A 13,320-nucleotide genomic window follows, 5' to 3' on the forward strand; every position below is an offset into this window, starting at 1 on the left:
ACGCAGCGAACGCCGGCAGCGTTCCTCATGACGGTGAAGCCTTGTTCGGAGGCTGCATCAGTCCCTTTACGGTCCACCGGCGCTCGATCGCGCGGATCTGAAGGTAACCCGCGGCTGCGGTTTAGTTTCGCATCCCCCGCATATCCGCAAGGTTTCGACCCGACCGGTGGCGTACCGATCCATCATTTCGAAAATGTTCGCTCGAGTTGCCGGGCCGACTAAGAAGGCGGCTCGAATCGCTTCTGATACGTCGGCCGCCTGCGGAAGCTGGCAGATCTACTGCATATTCATTTCGTCCAGAGAACGGCCGCGTATGCTACTTGTTACTGACGAAGCCGCTCCTATCGGCAGTCACGAAAATCCGCTGCGGTATGACGTCTAGCCACCTCTAAGGATGCGTCCGCGGCTGACCCCCCTTACGGGAAATAGGAACAACCCATCCCTGAAATGATTGCCCTGCGGAGAAGGAGATCGATTATGTCGATACGCATCCCCGTCAAATTGCTCATCATAACTCTTGTGCTTTCGCCCATTGCCTCATTTGCTCAAGGTGGTGGAGGCGGAGGCGGTGGTGGAAGCTCGGGCGGAGGGTCCGCTGGGGGCAGTGCGTCCAGCGGCGCGTCTGCCGGAGGCGCTTCGGGAGGGTCTGTGGGGACCAGTGCCGGAACTGCAGTCCCTAGCGCAGGCTCCGCTGGAGCTGGCAGCTCGGCCATCAGTGGTGCGGCGAACGGCCCCGCCAATCCTGCCGGTCTCAACAATTCGTTGAACGACCCCAGTGGGGCAGCCAATGCTGCTGCAGCTCCGAATGCACCGGGTACGAATACGGTTGGGACCGCAAATTCTAGTGGTTCGCCTGGAAATGCTAGCGGAAACTCTGCACCTCGTGGCTCTGTTACAACAGGGACGGCAGGTAACAGAGCCGGCGGCACAAGCACTGGCCGCATCGATGGTACGGTAACACCGGGTGGCCCAACGACTCCCGCTGACGCGGTAATTAGCCAAGAGAACGCCAGGGTCGATGCGAAGGTGAAAAGTATCTGCAAGGGCTGCTAAAAAGCGCTGCCTGTTGGCCCGTCAAGAGGCGAACCAAACCGCCCCTCGGAAAGCAAGGCCGCTGGTTAGCGGCCTCCCTCCTTTTCACGCTGTGAGAGTACCGCTACGCGCTGTGTCTAGCCGCCTTCCGATCCCCGAAAGATTGACAATTTGCGGCACGACGCGGGCCGCGCTCCAACGGTGCCATGCCCGAACTTACCCGCCGCCCTCATGGTTCCTCCTCGTAATTTGGCTTAGCCGCATCCCGTTCCAGTGTGGGAAACGAATCATTCGCTTAAATCCCGGTTCTGCAGCGTAGGAGTTGCTTTGATGCGTAGTTCCAATTGGACGCCCTCCATTGTGCCCAAGTAACGATCAAACGCTAGTGGCGGACATGCGGGAAAATGGCAGCGCTTGGCGCGAGACAGATTGCGAGCCGCCGTTCTCGAGACCGTCATTCAGGACCTGTCGTCCGGTGAGTACAGCAGCCCCATCCGCGTCGTCGCGTTCCACACTGCGCGGAACGCTGGTCGGAAGACGTGTCCGAGGACGTCGCACACGAACTGCGCCGCCGCTGCGATCTGCAGATGCGTGACATTCCCTTACCGCTGCCGGATTTTACGGACCGCTACGAGGGCCGATATCACGACGTGCAGTTGCCGCTGCCGATGCGTTTGGTGTGATACTAAGGATGAAGGCTTGATGTTAACCAATCGCGGTTCTGCGCAATATTGGGCCAGCTTGGTCATTTAATCAGGCGAAAAAAGCGGAGGTCATGGACCTACTCGCACGCGGATATATCGAAAGAGATGGGGATCTCTTTAAGCTCACAGCAATGCGTTGACGGAATTGCTCGATCGGCGGCGGGATTGAAATGGCCCCGCGCAAAAAGCCGGGGGCAATAGGCACTAAGGCGCCCTTCCCCGGATTCATTGAGCCCGCTCTTGCCACCGCCATCGGCAGCGTCCCGAATGGCGAACGGTGGATTCATGAGATCAAGTTCGACGGCTACCGTGTTCAGGTCCACCTCGCCAACGAACAATAAAGGTCTACACCCGGCGCGGCAATGACTGGACCAACCGTTTCAGGAAGATCGCCGACGACGCCTGGCACATCAGCGCCGCATCCGCGATCGTCGACGGCGAGGTCGTGGTGCCGGCCGCTGACGGCACCACAGATTTTTCCGTTCTGCAAAACGAATTGAAGGGCAAATCGAGCCGTATCGTGCTGGTCGCTTTCGACCTGCTCTATCTCAACGGTTACGACTTGCGAAAACTGCCGCTGATGGAGCACAAGGCCCACCTCAAAAAGCTGATCGCCGCGACCGACATCCAGTTCAGCGAAAGCTTCGAGACCGACGGCCGCGAGATATACAAGCACGCCTGCAAGGTCGGGCCGGAAGGCCTGGTTTCGCAATGCGCGATAGCACCTATGCGTCCGGCCGCGGTAACAACGAATGAGGGCATCGTATGTGCGAAGCGCACCGTAGATCGGAGTACGGTGCCATCCATATTTCCTCGGCTGATAGGCCGGGCCCGCGCGCTGCTCATGGAGAGAACTTCGCAGGACCCGGTTGTCGCAGAGCAAGTCCACCTTAACTCCGCGGCAAGTATCAATCGCGAATTTGTTCGATCGTTCCTAACCTGCCCGTTCGAAATGAGGGTGATCTTCCAATCATAGATGCCGGTGCGTTTGGACCGCCAGTTCGCGCGTTTACTGCGAGCCAGCGAAGCGCCTAACCTATTGGCCATGGCTGACGAATGGACCGAGCGGCCTCCGGTGTTCGATTTGTCGCAAGACCGGCATGGCGAGTCTGTGCCAGGAGGAAGATGCCGATACGCCAATTGTCGTCACTCGAAAAGGTCGTTAAACGTAAACGTCAGGCCGATCGCCAAAGTCGATTCGCAAAATTGCACGCGATCGGGGATTGCTCTTAAGTCCAACGACGGACGCGATCGTAGGTCGTAGCCAGCGCTTAAGGCTAAGAAATGATTCACCATAGACCACCCGTTGCCGCCAACATGAGCCAACGGGCTGTCCTGCAGTGCCTCGTGGCGGGGGAGTGGAAGCGCGTGCTCCATCTCCCCGTACCGGTCGGTCCGGTAATGCTCGATCGTTTAAATCGCCTAGGGTGGATCGAACTTCGCGGCAAGACGCCACGAACAGAGATGAGGCTCACTCAGTCGGGTCTCGAAGCAATGCGAGCCCCTGTTCTGCGGCCTGCGCAGAAACGCTCGGAGTGATGTGCCTGTCGAGCGCGAGCTGCGCGGCCGCCAAGAGAGAGCCCAGGCCGGCGCCGGGGCCGGCAGAATAAAAACCCTAAGTGCGTTCTCACCGAGCGCGCCGTAATCAAAGCGGTGCCGGCCTGGTGCGAGGCCCGCCTCGAGCCTGCGTAACGCGTGACTTCCGGCTCAGAACTGTTCACTTTATAACTTAGTGATCCGCCATCGCGCGAGATCGACATCTTTTAGGAAGCGGTCCTTAATTCGTTTGACCGCATCTTGCCGCGAATGCGGGCACTCGACCCGATCACAACGGAACGAACATTCTCATCGAACATTGGTTGGATTGGAAACCAATCAAGGAGCTTTACAATGAAGAAGATTATTGCCGTAACAGCTTTCACCCTCATGTGTGGCTCGGCGTTCGCTCAGAGCACTGGAGCGCCAGCGGCCGCTCAGTCCGACATGAACAAGCCGGGGATGACCAATTCCGGCGCGATCAACAATAGCCCGGGTGCCACGACCGGTAATTCGATGGGGTCAGATGCCAGCAAGCAAGGTGCGCCAACAGGTGCCCCCGTCGACGCGAAGGGCACCGGAACTCAGCCCGGCAACGTAAGGGACGGCCAGAAGCGTTAAATAAGAAGCCCCGCAAACGGCGGGGCTTTTTTAACAATAGAATAAGCCTCCAGCGCCGAGGCACACGGCGCCAGTAACCTGTTCACTTGGCGGACGGTTCAGAATAAGACAGACCCGTGAGCTGGGCACGGAACTTAGGCCGTCCGCGGCCCGTTGGGTCGAACGGCACATGTCACTAAACTCACTTGGGCTCAGGTGGGGCGCGTTACCGAACCGGTCGCTGCATGTTTAAAGTTGGCTGGCTGTCCATCTCTGCCGACGATCTATGGGTCTGGAGAAATTACCCAACCGTTGCATTCACCCTCATTCGGATCTCAGGCGCTTCGCCCGAAAACGATGAGTTTTTCGCTTGGGGACATTCGAGCTGCGAACCGACTCCAATTATGCGCACAGCGAGAAGTAGTTTTGCTTTGCACTTGGGAAATAAACGGTGCTTTTGAGAAAAGCGCCCTACCCTTTTCCGTGGTGTCTGAGCGACGTCGTTAAAACGTGACGCAGCTGCGGCCCCACCATCGCACAGTCAGACCTCAAGCGTGGGGCCACGCTCAGCTGAAGCCGCGCCTGCGCAGTCGAACACCGTGAGACACGTTCTTCCCTCACTTCACAAATCGGTGTGCGAAACGAACCTTCCTGGGTGGCGGGGATTTGAGTGCAGTCGCAAAAACTCCTGATCAAAGAAAGTTTGACATGATAGCAGTCCGTCGAATTTTGCTGAGCGTTGCCCTAGCCGGGGTGTCCGGCATCCCCCTTCAAAGTACCGCGTTTTCCCAAGAGTATCGCGGCACCTGGGAACAACAAAGAGCCTGCACCCCCGACGTCTGGCGGCTATGCAGCTCGCAAGTCCCCGATGCCGGCAGGATAGTGGCTTGCCTGCGGCAAAATACTCCGCAACTCAGCGATCGATGCCGGGCCGTTTTTGCACAAGGCCAAGCGCCCTCGCGTGGTGAGGATCGCGACCATGGGCAAAAGCGCTACGATCGAGATTATGTGCCAAGGCCCTACGACAGGGAATACGCTCCGAGGCCTTACTACGGTCCTCGACGTTATGACTATGACGACGAATGACGGGCAAGATACGGTCGCAATTAGATGAATTTTTCCTCGGAAGGTAGGCCCACGCGCCGGAAGATTCGGCTTCGACTTCGCGATCGGGCTTGTCGTAGCAGCCCCGTTGGCGAATTTCGGCAATTACGATGCGACTTATGGCTCGCTCGGGGCAGCGATAGCGTTGATGGTTTGGATGTGTAGCTGCTTTACACAATCCCAAGCGCCGCGTGCGCGTGGACCGAGATCGTGCCGCAAAGCGCGTTTCGCTTAATTTCTTGCGCCCTGCGGTCCCAAATGAACTGAACGTGTGGGTTCATTCTCGCCATATCGATCGTGGCGCCGCAACAGCGTGCTCGGGCGCGAAGGCCAGCTAATGTCGACCATCGTTGTCTTGTTCGGAGCCGAACTCAACTCGGAAATAGAGCATCAGACAGCTGTCGATAGCACGGCCGGCGTCGAAAACCCGTTGGGAAGCCGAGGTGCCAAAATGGCCGATACATTGGGAATAAGCCGGTGAATGCGGCAGCCTGCCGTTCCGCTATTCAGCCGCAACACCCGTGGGATCCTTGACGAACCCCACTACGGGAAATTCCCCTTCTGCACTGTCTTGATTTTGAGCCGGGCTTCGTCCGTTCCGATCGGTAAGGCGCTTGAGCTTCGAGACAATCCCTTCCCGTCGTCGCCGTCGCAGGAATAGGCTTGTCTGCCGTTGCACGCTGCGGGACCGGGGCCCGCCGTTGGGTTCGGCGGCGGCAACATCCATATCGTGGACGCTGGGCGCGGTTCGTCGCCATAAGGGCGAAGATGTCGCTGCCTGCCCATCGGGCACTTTCCGCTGAACTAAGTAGCGGGCGCGCCACCGTTTCATGCTGGAGGGCCATGCTTCGGACGTCGGTTTAAGGCCGCCGAACTTTCGGCGACCTTTTCATTATCCGGACTTCAGCGACGTGACAACCTGACCCCGGTTGCCCAGCCCCACCCATCGCGATTACTTAATCCTCCGCACGTTTGCTGCGGCATGCCCTGCTGTAAGCTCTTTTCCGAATTCTGCTTTCAAGGCCGGCAGCCCTATTCCTAAGACCTCAGCAATGTCGACCTCCCGGGCGCCAAGGGCGGCCATTGCCGAAACAAACCGCGGAGCGCGATTTGCCACCCCTTGGACTGAGTACATCTCCATTGCCAGTGCGCTGGCCAGGCTCCCCAAGTCGTCCGGATGCGGTTTTGACGGTCGCTGAAGCAGCCAGTGGCTCCGGGTCGCATGGGCGAGCAAATCGCCATAGTTCACGCCAAAGGAGGCAAGGATCTCGTCGAGGGGCTGGTTCGTCCCTGTATAGTAAGCATTGCCAATCTCATCCCAATTGACACTGGCGGCCCGCGGCTTGCGGCCCGCACCCTGCCTAAAACCACCGCGACCCGTGCCCTTTGATTTGGTCACCGTTTTTCGACCTTTCCGTCTGATTTTAAACTAAGAGAAGTGCCGGTAGATTGAGGGTTTCTTGTGCTTTTTACCCTTTGATTAGGCGTTTGAAGAATCCCCCGGGGGCAAAAAAATCTCCGGGTGCCGGCCCTGTCGGTGGAAACCCCATTGCCATCTCCATAAAAATGTCCCCCCCCCCGGGTACTCGGAGTTTCGTCCTCCGCCTGTTCGGTCCGCCGGGCCGACCTCTTCATTCTGTGGCCCAGCTTCAGTTTAGCCTGCTGCGGTGTGAATGAAACCAATCGGCCCAGAGGGCTCCACGTCTTCGAGAAAATGTTCATTCCGCCTCCCCCTCGTCGAAGCCGATTAGCCGAAGATGTCCGGGAGAAAACACCTTCGGCGTTCAAGGGGCTTCTTCGGAGCGACCAACACCGCTAACACCCCTCACAGCGCTAACAGTCCTCATCTTCGGTCTCCGTCCAAGTGTGAGGGGTGTTAGCGGTGTTGGGAGGGGTGTAGAGACCATACCCCTTCTTCTGGATTTCTCCGGCCGCAACCATCTGTCCAAGCAGGAACCGGACATTGCCGTCCTTCATTCCGGTGGCCGCGGCGATGTCTTTCGGACCCAGCGGCGAAGCCTTCGCCAGCGCGCCAAGGATGGCCTTTCGCTCGTCGGAGCGACGCACGGCAGCGGCGTCGCCGAGCACGGTCCAGAGGCCGCCCGTAAACTGCACAGCCGCTTCCTTCTCTTCCACATCGCGGCCTCTCACATACAAGGTGCGGCCGTTCTGGTCCTGGTCAAGCACTATGGTGGTGTCAGCGCAGGCGGACAGGCCGTTAGAGCCGGACAGCGCCTCCAAAGGATCGTCAGCGCCGCCCTTTTTGGTGTGATGCAGCCCGAGCACGGCCACATTGTTCTCGGTGGCCCATTGCTGCAGAGGTGCCCACGCGCTGTAGTCATTCTCATAGGCGTTGCGCGCCATGCTGCCGGCAGGCTTGATACGCTGCAGCACGTCGATGACGACCATGGTGGGAACCGAAACGGAGGTTCTCCACCGCTCCAACTCGGGAATGAGTCCTTGATCAAGTTGGGGCGCCTCTGTGACCCACTCAAGACGGGAAAGATCTGGAACATTTTTCTCGTCGGGAAACAACGTCTTTATGCGTCCTTGAATGCGACGAGGTCCGTTCTCCATATCAATGTAGAGGACGTTGCCAGCCGCACAATCGATCGATCCCATCGCTACGCCGCCGATGGCAACCGCCACGGCCCAGTCAATAGCCAGCCACGTTTTCCCGAGCTTCTGTCGACCGGCCAGAGCTGTGAAGCCTTCATAGAGATAGCCGGGTACGATCGCCCGTAATGGCGGAAACTTGGTAGCCATAATTACATTGGTGCCGGTGCGCTGAAACATGACGCGGCGCACGGCTGCCGGTTGGCTAGGCGCGTCATCGCCGAAAGGTCCGAGGGCCTTCTGCACAGCATCGCGGCCAAATTCTTCCACATAGCCCGCCGTCTCCGCGATCCCCGAAATTTTGGCAACAACTGCGTGTTTGGCCATCAGTCCGTAGTGAACGATTTGCGCGGCTTCGGCGGCCTGGTTCTGAAGCACCAAGAGGCGATCATCCTTCGCAAGCGCAATCGTCGATATTATCGTCGTCAACCACTGCTTCCCGTTGTCCTTTTGTCCGATGGCGAAGTTCACGTTCATGCAGAGAACCTCGCTCCGCTGAAGTCAGAAATGGCGATACCGGCGATATTGGCCTGGGCAGGATCCTGAAATCGGCAGGTCGAAATCCAGCGCACATTCCCGGCAATGTAGCGGATAGCGTGCTCGCGGCTGCCATCCGAAGGATTCCTGATCTCGACAATGTCGACGACGGCACCCAATGCGCGGCTGATGATTTGAATGGCTGTGTCCTCGGTCATGGGGACACCTCCGCGCCGTCCGCTCATGATGCGCCCCCACGTCGTTTCAATTCGGCGCGGAGGGATGACCACGCCGTTATCACTCGATTACAAAGCTGAAATATTTCCTTATCGATCTCAGAGCCGCGAGCATCCCGAAGGCCAGCACCTTGCTCGGCTCTGCGGATCGCGTAGTCGGCAGACTTCACAAAAATGCGGCGGCGTATGGCGGCATTGGCGCCATCGACCACTTCCATGGTTACGCCTTCTTCCTCATCGACATCGTCTGCAGTGTAGAGTTGAGCGGATGGCGAGAGAGGATATGCATCGCTGGTTTCTACAGCCGCTGCTGTGTTAGGTTTTACCGGGCGTTTGGCCTGTTGCCTGCGGCCCTTGGTGTCGATCGACGTGGAAACGGTTTCCACGTCGCCAGCGGATTCCATTTCCGTCCTGATCTTTCCGACATGTGGGTGACTTGCACCGACAGCTTTCGCGATTTGCCGGTTTGACTTCTGCGGTATTGCCTTCAACACTTTGGCAATCAGGTCGCGCTTCTGTTCGGCGGTAAGGTGACGGCGATGGACGTTGAGGGATACGACCAGCGCGAAAGGGTCTGCCCCGTGGTCACCGCGCAGATAGCTGTTATCGATCTTCACCCAGCCAAGCACGTCTGAGTATTTGACCAACAAACGAACGTGGGGATCGGCATCGGTGCCGATATCCTCGGCCTTGATCTCAATCCCCACCGCCTCCATCGCCGCCAAGCGATTGCGGCCGTCGAGCAACATGGGGCGAAAGTGTTTCTGTTCCTTCCAGATAACCATTGTGGCATGCAGGCCGTTCTTCTTGATGTCGTTGCCGAGCACGAGCGTTTCGTCGGCGGTCATCATCGGGAACAGATCGGCGGCCGGGTGCACCGGAAGCACGTCGCGCCAAGACAACGCTTTCGTGACTTCCTTCATCGAGCGACCCCCCAACAAAGGGCTGCGATGGCAACGCAGGTTTCAAAAGCAAAACCGAACTGCCGGTTGAGCCGTTGCGCCTGCATGTCGACCAATGATATGTTGTTGTCGATCTCGCTTCCTGGCGTCTGATCGTTGTTCCGAAACGCTGCACCGCTAGACCCGGTGTGGCGTTTCGCCGTCTCTGGTGAGGCCATTGATCACGCGGCCTCGAGATTGGAACAGTACTTCCGCAATGTGGACTTACGACCGGTCCACCGAACCCCGACCTTAAAGAGCGGGAGCAACTTTTTCTCAGCCAAGTAGTAAACCCGGCGCTCCGAATAACCAGTGAACGCGGCTATCTCTGGCACCCCGTCAAGAAGATCATCGGCCAAATCAGGCTGGCTATTGTCCATAGTCTTCGTTCCTTTGCCCCTCTGTTGATCCACCTACCGCGAACGTTTCCTAGGAGGGGTCTGGAAAACGTTCTCACTGTAGTTACGACCGCTCGCTGCCGTTGACAAGGGGTCTGGAAAACGTTCTACTGTTATCGACAGGTGACGGGGGTTAGCGCGTGATGGCAGGTCTTACGGTTCGTGAACTGGCCGAACGGATCGCGTCTAAGGACGACAGCCTCTCGACTATTACCGAGCGGATCCGTCACTGGACCGATGAAGACATGCTCACTGTAATAGGCGACAAGAATCCCGGCACCGGGAAGAAGCGTCTCTACGACCCCAAAAAAGCATTGGTCGAAGCGCTAATTCTCACGATTATGTCTGAAGCGGTTGGACACGCTGTAACGACCCCCGCCTTCATCAAAGTTTTCGGGACTGCCCGCAAAGATGAGGATTTTGCGCTCCATTCCGCAAAGGGTCCGGGAGAGCGATTTCTTGTAGTTGCACACGACCGGCAACGGGGCGCGTCGATCGGTCCCGAATGGGGGGAAAACCTTCTCCCCAGCCTCGCGGTCTCAAAGTTCGAAGCGCACGTCGTCTTGGACCTATGGAAAGTACACCAGCGCGCCGGAGTACTGAAAGATGGCTAACATCCGCAAACGCTCCCTGCCCTCTGGGCTTATACGCTGGGAAGTCGCCTACATGGACGGTGGTGGCCAACGGCGCGCGAAACTGTTCGGCACGAAGGGTGCCGCTCAGGCTTGGCTTGTCGAAGCGCAGCATGACATTAAGCGCGGCCTTCACACAGCCGCCAGCGTGTCGCCGACGGTCAAGGAGGCCGCGGCTCTGTGGATCAAGCGATGTCAGGAGAAGGAACTCGAGCGATCCACCGTTCGCAGTTATGAAGAGCACGTCGACCTGCACTTGGTGCCGTTGATCGGGTTAAAAAAGTTGGCCGACTTAACGATGCCAGGGGTGAGCGAATTCGCCGATCGCCTTCGCGAAGTTGGTCGCTCGCCCGAGATGGTGCGCCGGGTGGTGCGGTCGCTTGGTGCGATCTTTCGCGAGGCCCGCCGGCGCGGTCTGGCTGCTACCGATCCGACCGCCGGGCTCGACCTCAATCTGTCCACACGCGAAGACCCCCGGGTGGTGATCCCGGCCAAAGCCGAACTGCAGGCAATCATCGCTACTGCGGCAGGACGCTGGCGCCCTCTAATCCTAACCGCCATTTTCTGCGGCCTCCGTGGCAGCGAACTCCGCGGCCTCCGCTGGTCCGACGTTGGCTTCAATAGCGCTCAGATACACGTCAACCAGCGCGCAGACGCCTTCCATAAGATCGGTCGACTAAAGTCGAGGGCCGCCTACCGGTCGATCCCATGCAACCCGATGGTGCTCAATGCCCTCCGGGAATGGAAGCTGGTCTGCCCCAAGGGTGATCAGGACCTTGTCTTCCCCACCGGTGCGGGGAAGGTCGAAAGCCATTCCAACATCGTCCAGCGCGGCTTTGAGCCCGTCCAGATCGCCGCCGGGGTCGTTGAGATCCGGGATGGGGTTCCAGTCGCGAAATACGGCCTTCACACCCTCCGCCACGCCTGCGCCAGCCTATGGATTGAGCAGGGCCACAACCCCAAGCAGATCCAGAATCTCATGGGCCACAGCACCATCCAGATGGTTTTCGATACCTACGGCCATCTTTTCGCCGACCTCGCCGCTGATCAGAAGGCAGCCGAAGAAATCATGGTACGGTTGCTGGAGAAATAGTTCCAACGGCACGGTGACAGCACTGAACCGCTAAGCTATTGATATACCTAAGGGCGCCTAGGATTTCGATTCCGAGGGTCGGGAGTTCGAATCTCTCCGAGTGCGCCATTTCGGCGCAAGACCGGGTCGGCAAACCACGCATTCGAGAGCGATTGATATGAGAAAGATGATCCTGGCGCTGGCGATCCTGTATCCGGCCGCAGCCTTTGCTCAGGGAACGGCCACGCCCGCCCCCGCGACGCCGGCCCCTCCTCCGACCGTTGGCGGCAAACCGCTGGTGCAGGTCGGGTCGAAAAAACCTCCAGCCGAGAAGAAGTCGGCAAAGGCGGCGCCCGCCAAGCCCCTGTCCATCGCGCAGAAGCTGCAAGCCTGTCAGGATATCGACGACGCGACGAAGGAACGCCTGACCTGCTACGACGCCGTCTATGCGCCGCAGCCGAAACCCAAGCCGGCGGCCGCCAAGAGCGCCAGTGAATGCCGGTTCGTGAAGGAGGAAGACGAGCGGCTGACCTGCTTCAACCGTTTTGTCGACAAAATCCCGCAGTTGCCGCGGTAACCGTCAAAACCGCCCGGCTGCGGGCGGCGCATGACGGAAGCGGCGGATGGGACCCTTACCAAGTGTTGTTCCCGAAGAAGCCAAAGCCAAAGTGCTGCTGCTGGGCGACGCGCATCGGCGACGGGTGAACCGAGCGAGCCTTGGCGACCTTGCGCTTGCGCGGAGCCTGCGGCTCAACCTTCTTGGCTTCAGCCGGTACGAACTGGGCAAAGGTGTCACGCACCCGGGCCTGGGCGTTGAGGTCGGCAATCGGCGCAGCCGGAGCCGCCGCAACCTGGGTCGTCGCAGCCGGCGGAACAATGGTGGGAAGGCTCATGTCATAAACCACGCGTTCCGGCGGTTTCTGGTCGGAACGGATCCGCACCACGGTCTTGTCGATCGAGCCTGTCGAATTGCTGGCCACGGCGACCTGTTGCGGGGCAAAGGCATCAAGCGCGAACAACAGCGCGAGCAGCGCTGCGCCGACAATCAGGAAATAACGCGCTACGGGCATTGACGTCGCTCCCCCCGCACCATTCGCGCGGTTCATTTCGGCTAACTGGAGATATGATGATTAGTTCCTGGGGCATCCCCAAGGTTCAACGGCGGCGATCACATTTTCGGGTTCGCAACTGGGTTCGGGCTAAGTTCGACTTGCCGTCACCAGCGAACATTTCGCCTTGTTTGCGTTAACATTGACGAAGCCGACCAGCACACCTGAATAGTGCTTCCGGCTCCTGGTGTTCACGGTGTCCGGGATCACCCGCCGTCGGTCGGTCAAATGGCTGCCGTCCCTGCGGGTAAAGGCACAGGCAATTTCGACATCCTTCACCGGATAATCATTGGCGTTGCGCAGCGTGAAGGTAACGAGTGCCTTCGAACCGAGGCCGCCCCTTCGCCATGATTGCGAGGAAATCCTCAGACCCACGATCGGCAACTTCGATTCCGGCGCAATCGACAACGGCGCGGTCACCGCGGCGGGCGTCGCCATCTGGTCCGGATTTGCCAGGGAAGCCGCGGCGGGAACCGCTCCATCTTCAACCAAGGATGCATTCTGCGCGTAAATGGTCTGGAAAGGTTCTGCTCCGGCATAGCCCTCGGCGTCGCCTGGTCCCGGAAGCATCATCCATATCGTGCATCCCGCGATTGCGATGGCCGGCAAAACAAGCAGTCGTGCTTGAGGGGCTCCGAGCGACCGTCCAGCGATCATCATGGCCATGCCCTCACCCGGCGGCGATATCGGTCGCCGCACCCGCACATGAAAAAGGCCCCACGGGCGTTACACCGTACGGCCTTTCACACGACTGCCGCTGTACGGTTCCGCCGCTAGCTTATTAATCACCCACGGCCGGAATGGTTGCACGCAAGCTCGACAATTTTGCAGCGCCAGAGGCGCACGACAGGGGATGGAATTGC

Annotated in this window: 11 protein-coding genes and 2 pseudogenes; 7 read left to right on the forward strand and 6 right to left on the reverse strand. The window is 58.9% G+C overall.

What is annotated here, in order from left to right:
- The first annotated feature begins 1,571 nt into the window (after nucleotides 1-1,571).
- From JQ575_RS44765 to JQ575_RS46500, 4 genes and pseudogenes are all read left to right on the forward strand, one after another.
- On the forward strand, nucleotides 1,572-1,715 hold the full coding sequence (locus JQ575_RS44765; protein WP_249166798.1) for a hypothetical protein: 144 nt from the start codon (nucleotides 1,572-1,574) through the stop codon (nucleotides 1,713-1,715).
- Between the two features lie 191 nt (nucleotides 1,716-1,906).
- Nucleotides 1,907-2,486 (forward strand): annotated as a pseudogene (locus JQ575_RS46495) (DNA ligase); the annotation flags it as partial.
- A 1,140-nt stretch (nucleotides 2,487-3,626) separates the two neighbouring features.
- Nucleotides 3,627-3,893, forward strand: a complete 267-nt coding sequence (locus JQ575_RS21255) for a hypothetical protein (RefSeq protein WP_212035142.1) — start codon at nucleotides 3,627-3,629, stop codon at nucleotides 3,891-3,893.
- 1,420 nt (nucleotides 3,894-5,313) lie between these two features.
- Nucleotides 5,314-5,457 (forward strand): annotated as a pseudogene (locus JQ575_RS46500) (ribonuclease BN); the annotation flags it as partial.
- A 471-nt stretch (nucleotides 5,458-5,928) separates the two neighbouring features.
- On the opposite strand, the gene JQ575_RS21260 reads toward JQ575_RS46500, so the two are convergent.
- The 4 genes from JQ575_RS21260 to JQ575_RS21275 all read right to left on the reverse strand — a co-directional run bounded on the left by JQ575_RS21260 (nucleotide 5,929) and on the right by JQ575_RS21275 (nucleotide 9,228).
- Nucleotides 5,929-6,375, reverse strand: a complete 447-nt coding sequence (locus tag JQ575_RS21260) for a hypothetical protein (RefSeq protein WP_212035143.1) — start codon at nucleotides 6,373-6,375, stop codon at nucleotides 5,929-5,931.
- 434 nt (nucleotides 6,376-6,809) lie between these two features.
- On the reverse strand, nucleotides 6,810-8,069 hold the full coding sequence (locus JQ575_RS21265; protein ID WP_212035144.1) for an AAA family ATPase: 1,260 nt from the start codon (nucleotides 8,067-8,069) through the stop codon (nucleotides 6,810-6,812).
- Complete coding sequence (locus JQ575_RS21270; RefSeq protein ID WP_212035145.1) at nucleotides 8,066-8,287, reverse strand: hypothetical protein; 222 nt, start codon at nucleotides 8,285-8,287, stop codon at nucleotides 8,066-8,068. Before JQ575_RS21270 ends, JQ575_RS21265 begins: the two co-directional genes overlap by 4 nt.
- Nucleotides 8,288-8,310: 23 nt before the next feature.
- The gene (locus tag JQ575_RS21275) at nucleotides 8,311-9,228 is read right to left on the reverse strand and encodes a hypothetical protein (RefSeq protein WP_212035146.1); all 918 of its coding nucleotides are present in this window, start codon (nucleotides 9,226-9,228) and stop codon (nucleotides 8,311-8,313) included.
- A 559-nt stretch (nucleotides 9,229-9,787) separates the two neighbouring features.
- Here JQ575_RS21275 and JQ575_RS21280 point away from each other — a divergent pair.
- The 3 genes from JQ575_RS21280 to JQ575_RS21290 all read left to right on the forward strand — a co-directional run bounded on the left by JQ575_RS21280 (nucleotide 9,788) and on the right by JQ575_RS21290 (nucleotide 11,925).
- Entirely contained in the window at nucleotides 9,788-10,258 is a 471-nt protein-coding gene (locus JQ575_RS21280) for a hypothetical protein (protein WP_212035147.1), read from the forward strand.
- Nucleotides 10,251-11,369, forward strand: a complete 1,119-nt coding sequence (locus tag JQ575_RS21285) for a site-specific integrase (protein ID WP_212035148.1) — start codon at nucleotides 10,251-10,253, stop codon at nucleotides 11,367-11,369. Before JQ575_RS21280 ends, JQ575_RS21285 begins: the two co-directional genes overlap by 8 nt.
- 166 nt (nucleotides 11,370-11,535) lie before the next feature.
- Nucleotides 11,536-11,925: a hypothetical protein gene (locus tag JQ575_RS21290; RefSeq protein ID WP_409364808.1), complete on the forward strand. Its 390-nt coding sequence runs from the start codon at nucleotides 11,536-11,538 to the stop codon at nucleotides 11,923-11,925.
- 55 nt (nucleotides 11,926-11,980) lie between these two features.
- Here the strand turns inward: JQ575_RS21290 and JQ575_RS21295 are convergent, their stop codons facing one another.
- Nucleotides 11,981-12,418: a hypothetical protein gene (locus JQ575_RS21295; protein ID WP_212035150.1), complete on the reverse strand. Its 438-nt coding sequence runs from the start codon at nucleotides 12,416-12,418 to the stop codon at nucleotides 11,981-11,983.
- Between the two features lie 129 nt (nucleotides 12,419-12,547).
- Nucleotides 12,548-12,949, reverse strand: a complete 402-nt coding sequence (locus JQ575_RS21300) for a hypothetical protein (protein ID WP_212035151.1) — start codon at nucleotides 12,947-12,949, stop codon at nucleotides 12,548-12,550.
- Nucleotides 12,950-13,320: the final 371 nt, after the last annotated feature.

It is taken from the genome of Bradyrhizobium sp. JYMT SZCCT0428, from assembly GCF_018131075.1.
Lineage (GTDB): Bacteria > Pseudomonadota > Alphaproteobacteria > Rhizobiales > Xanthobacteraceae > Bradyrhizobium.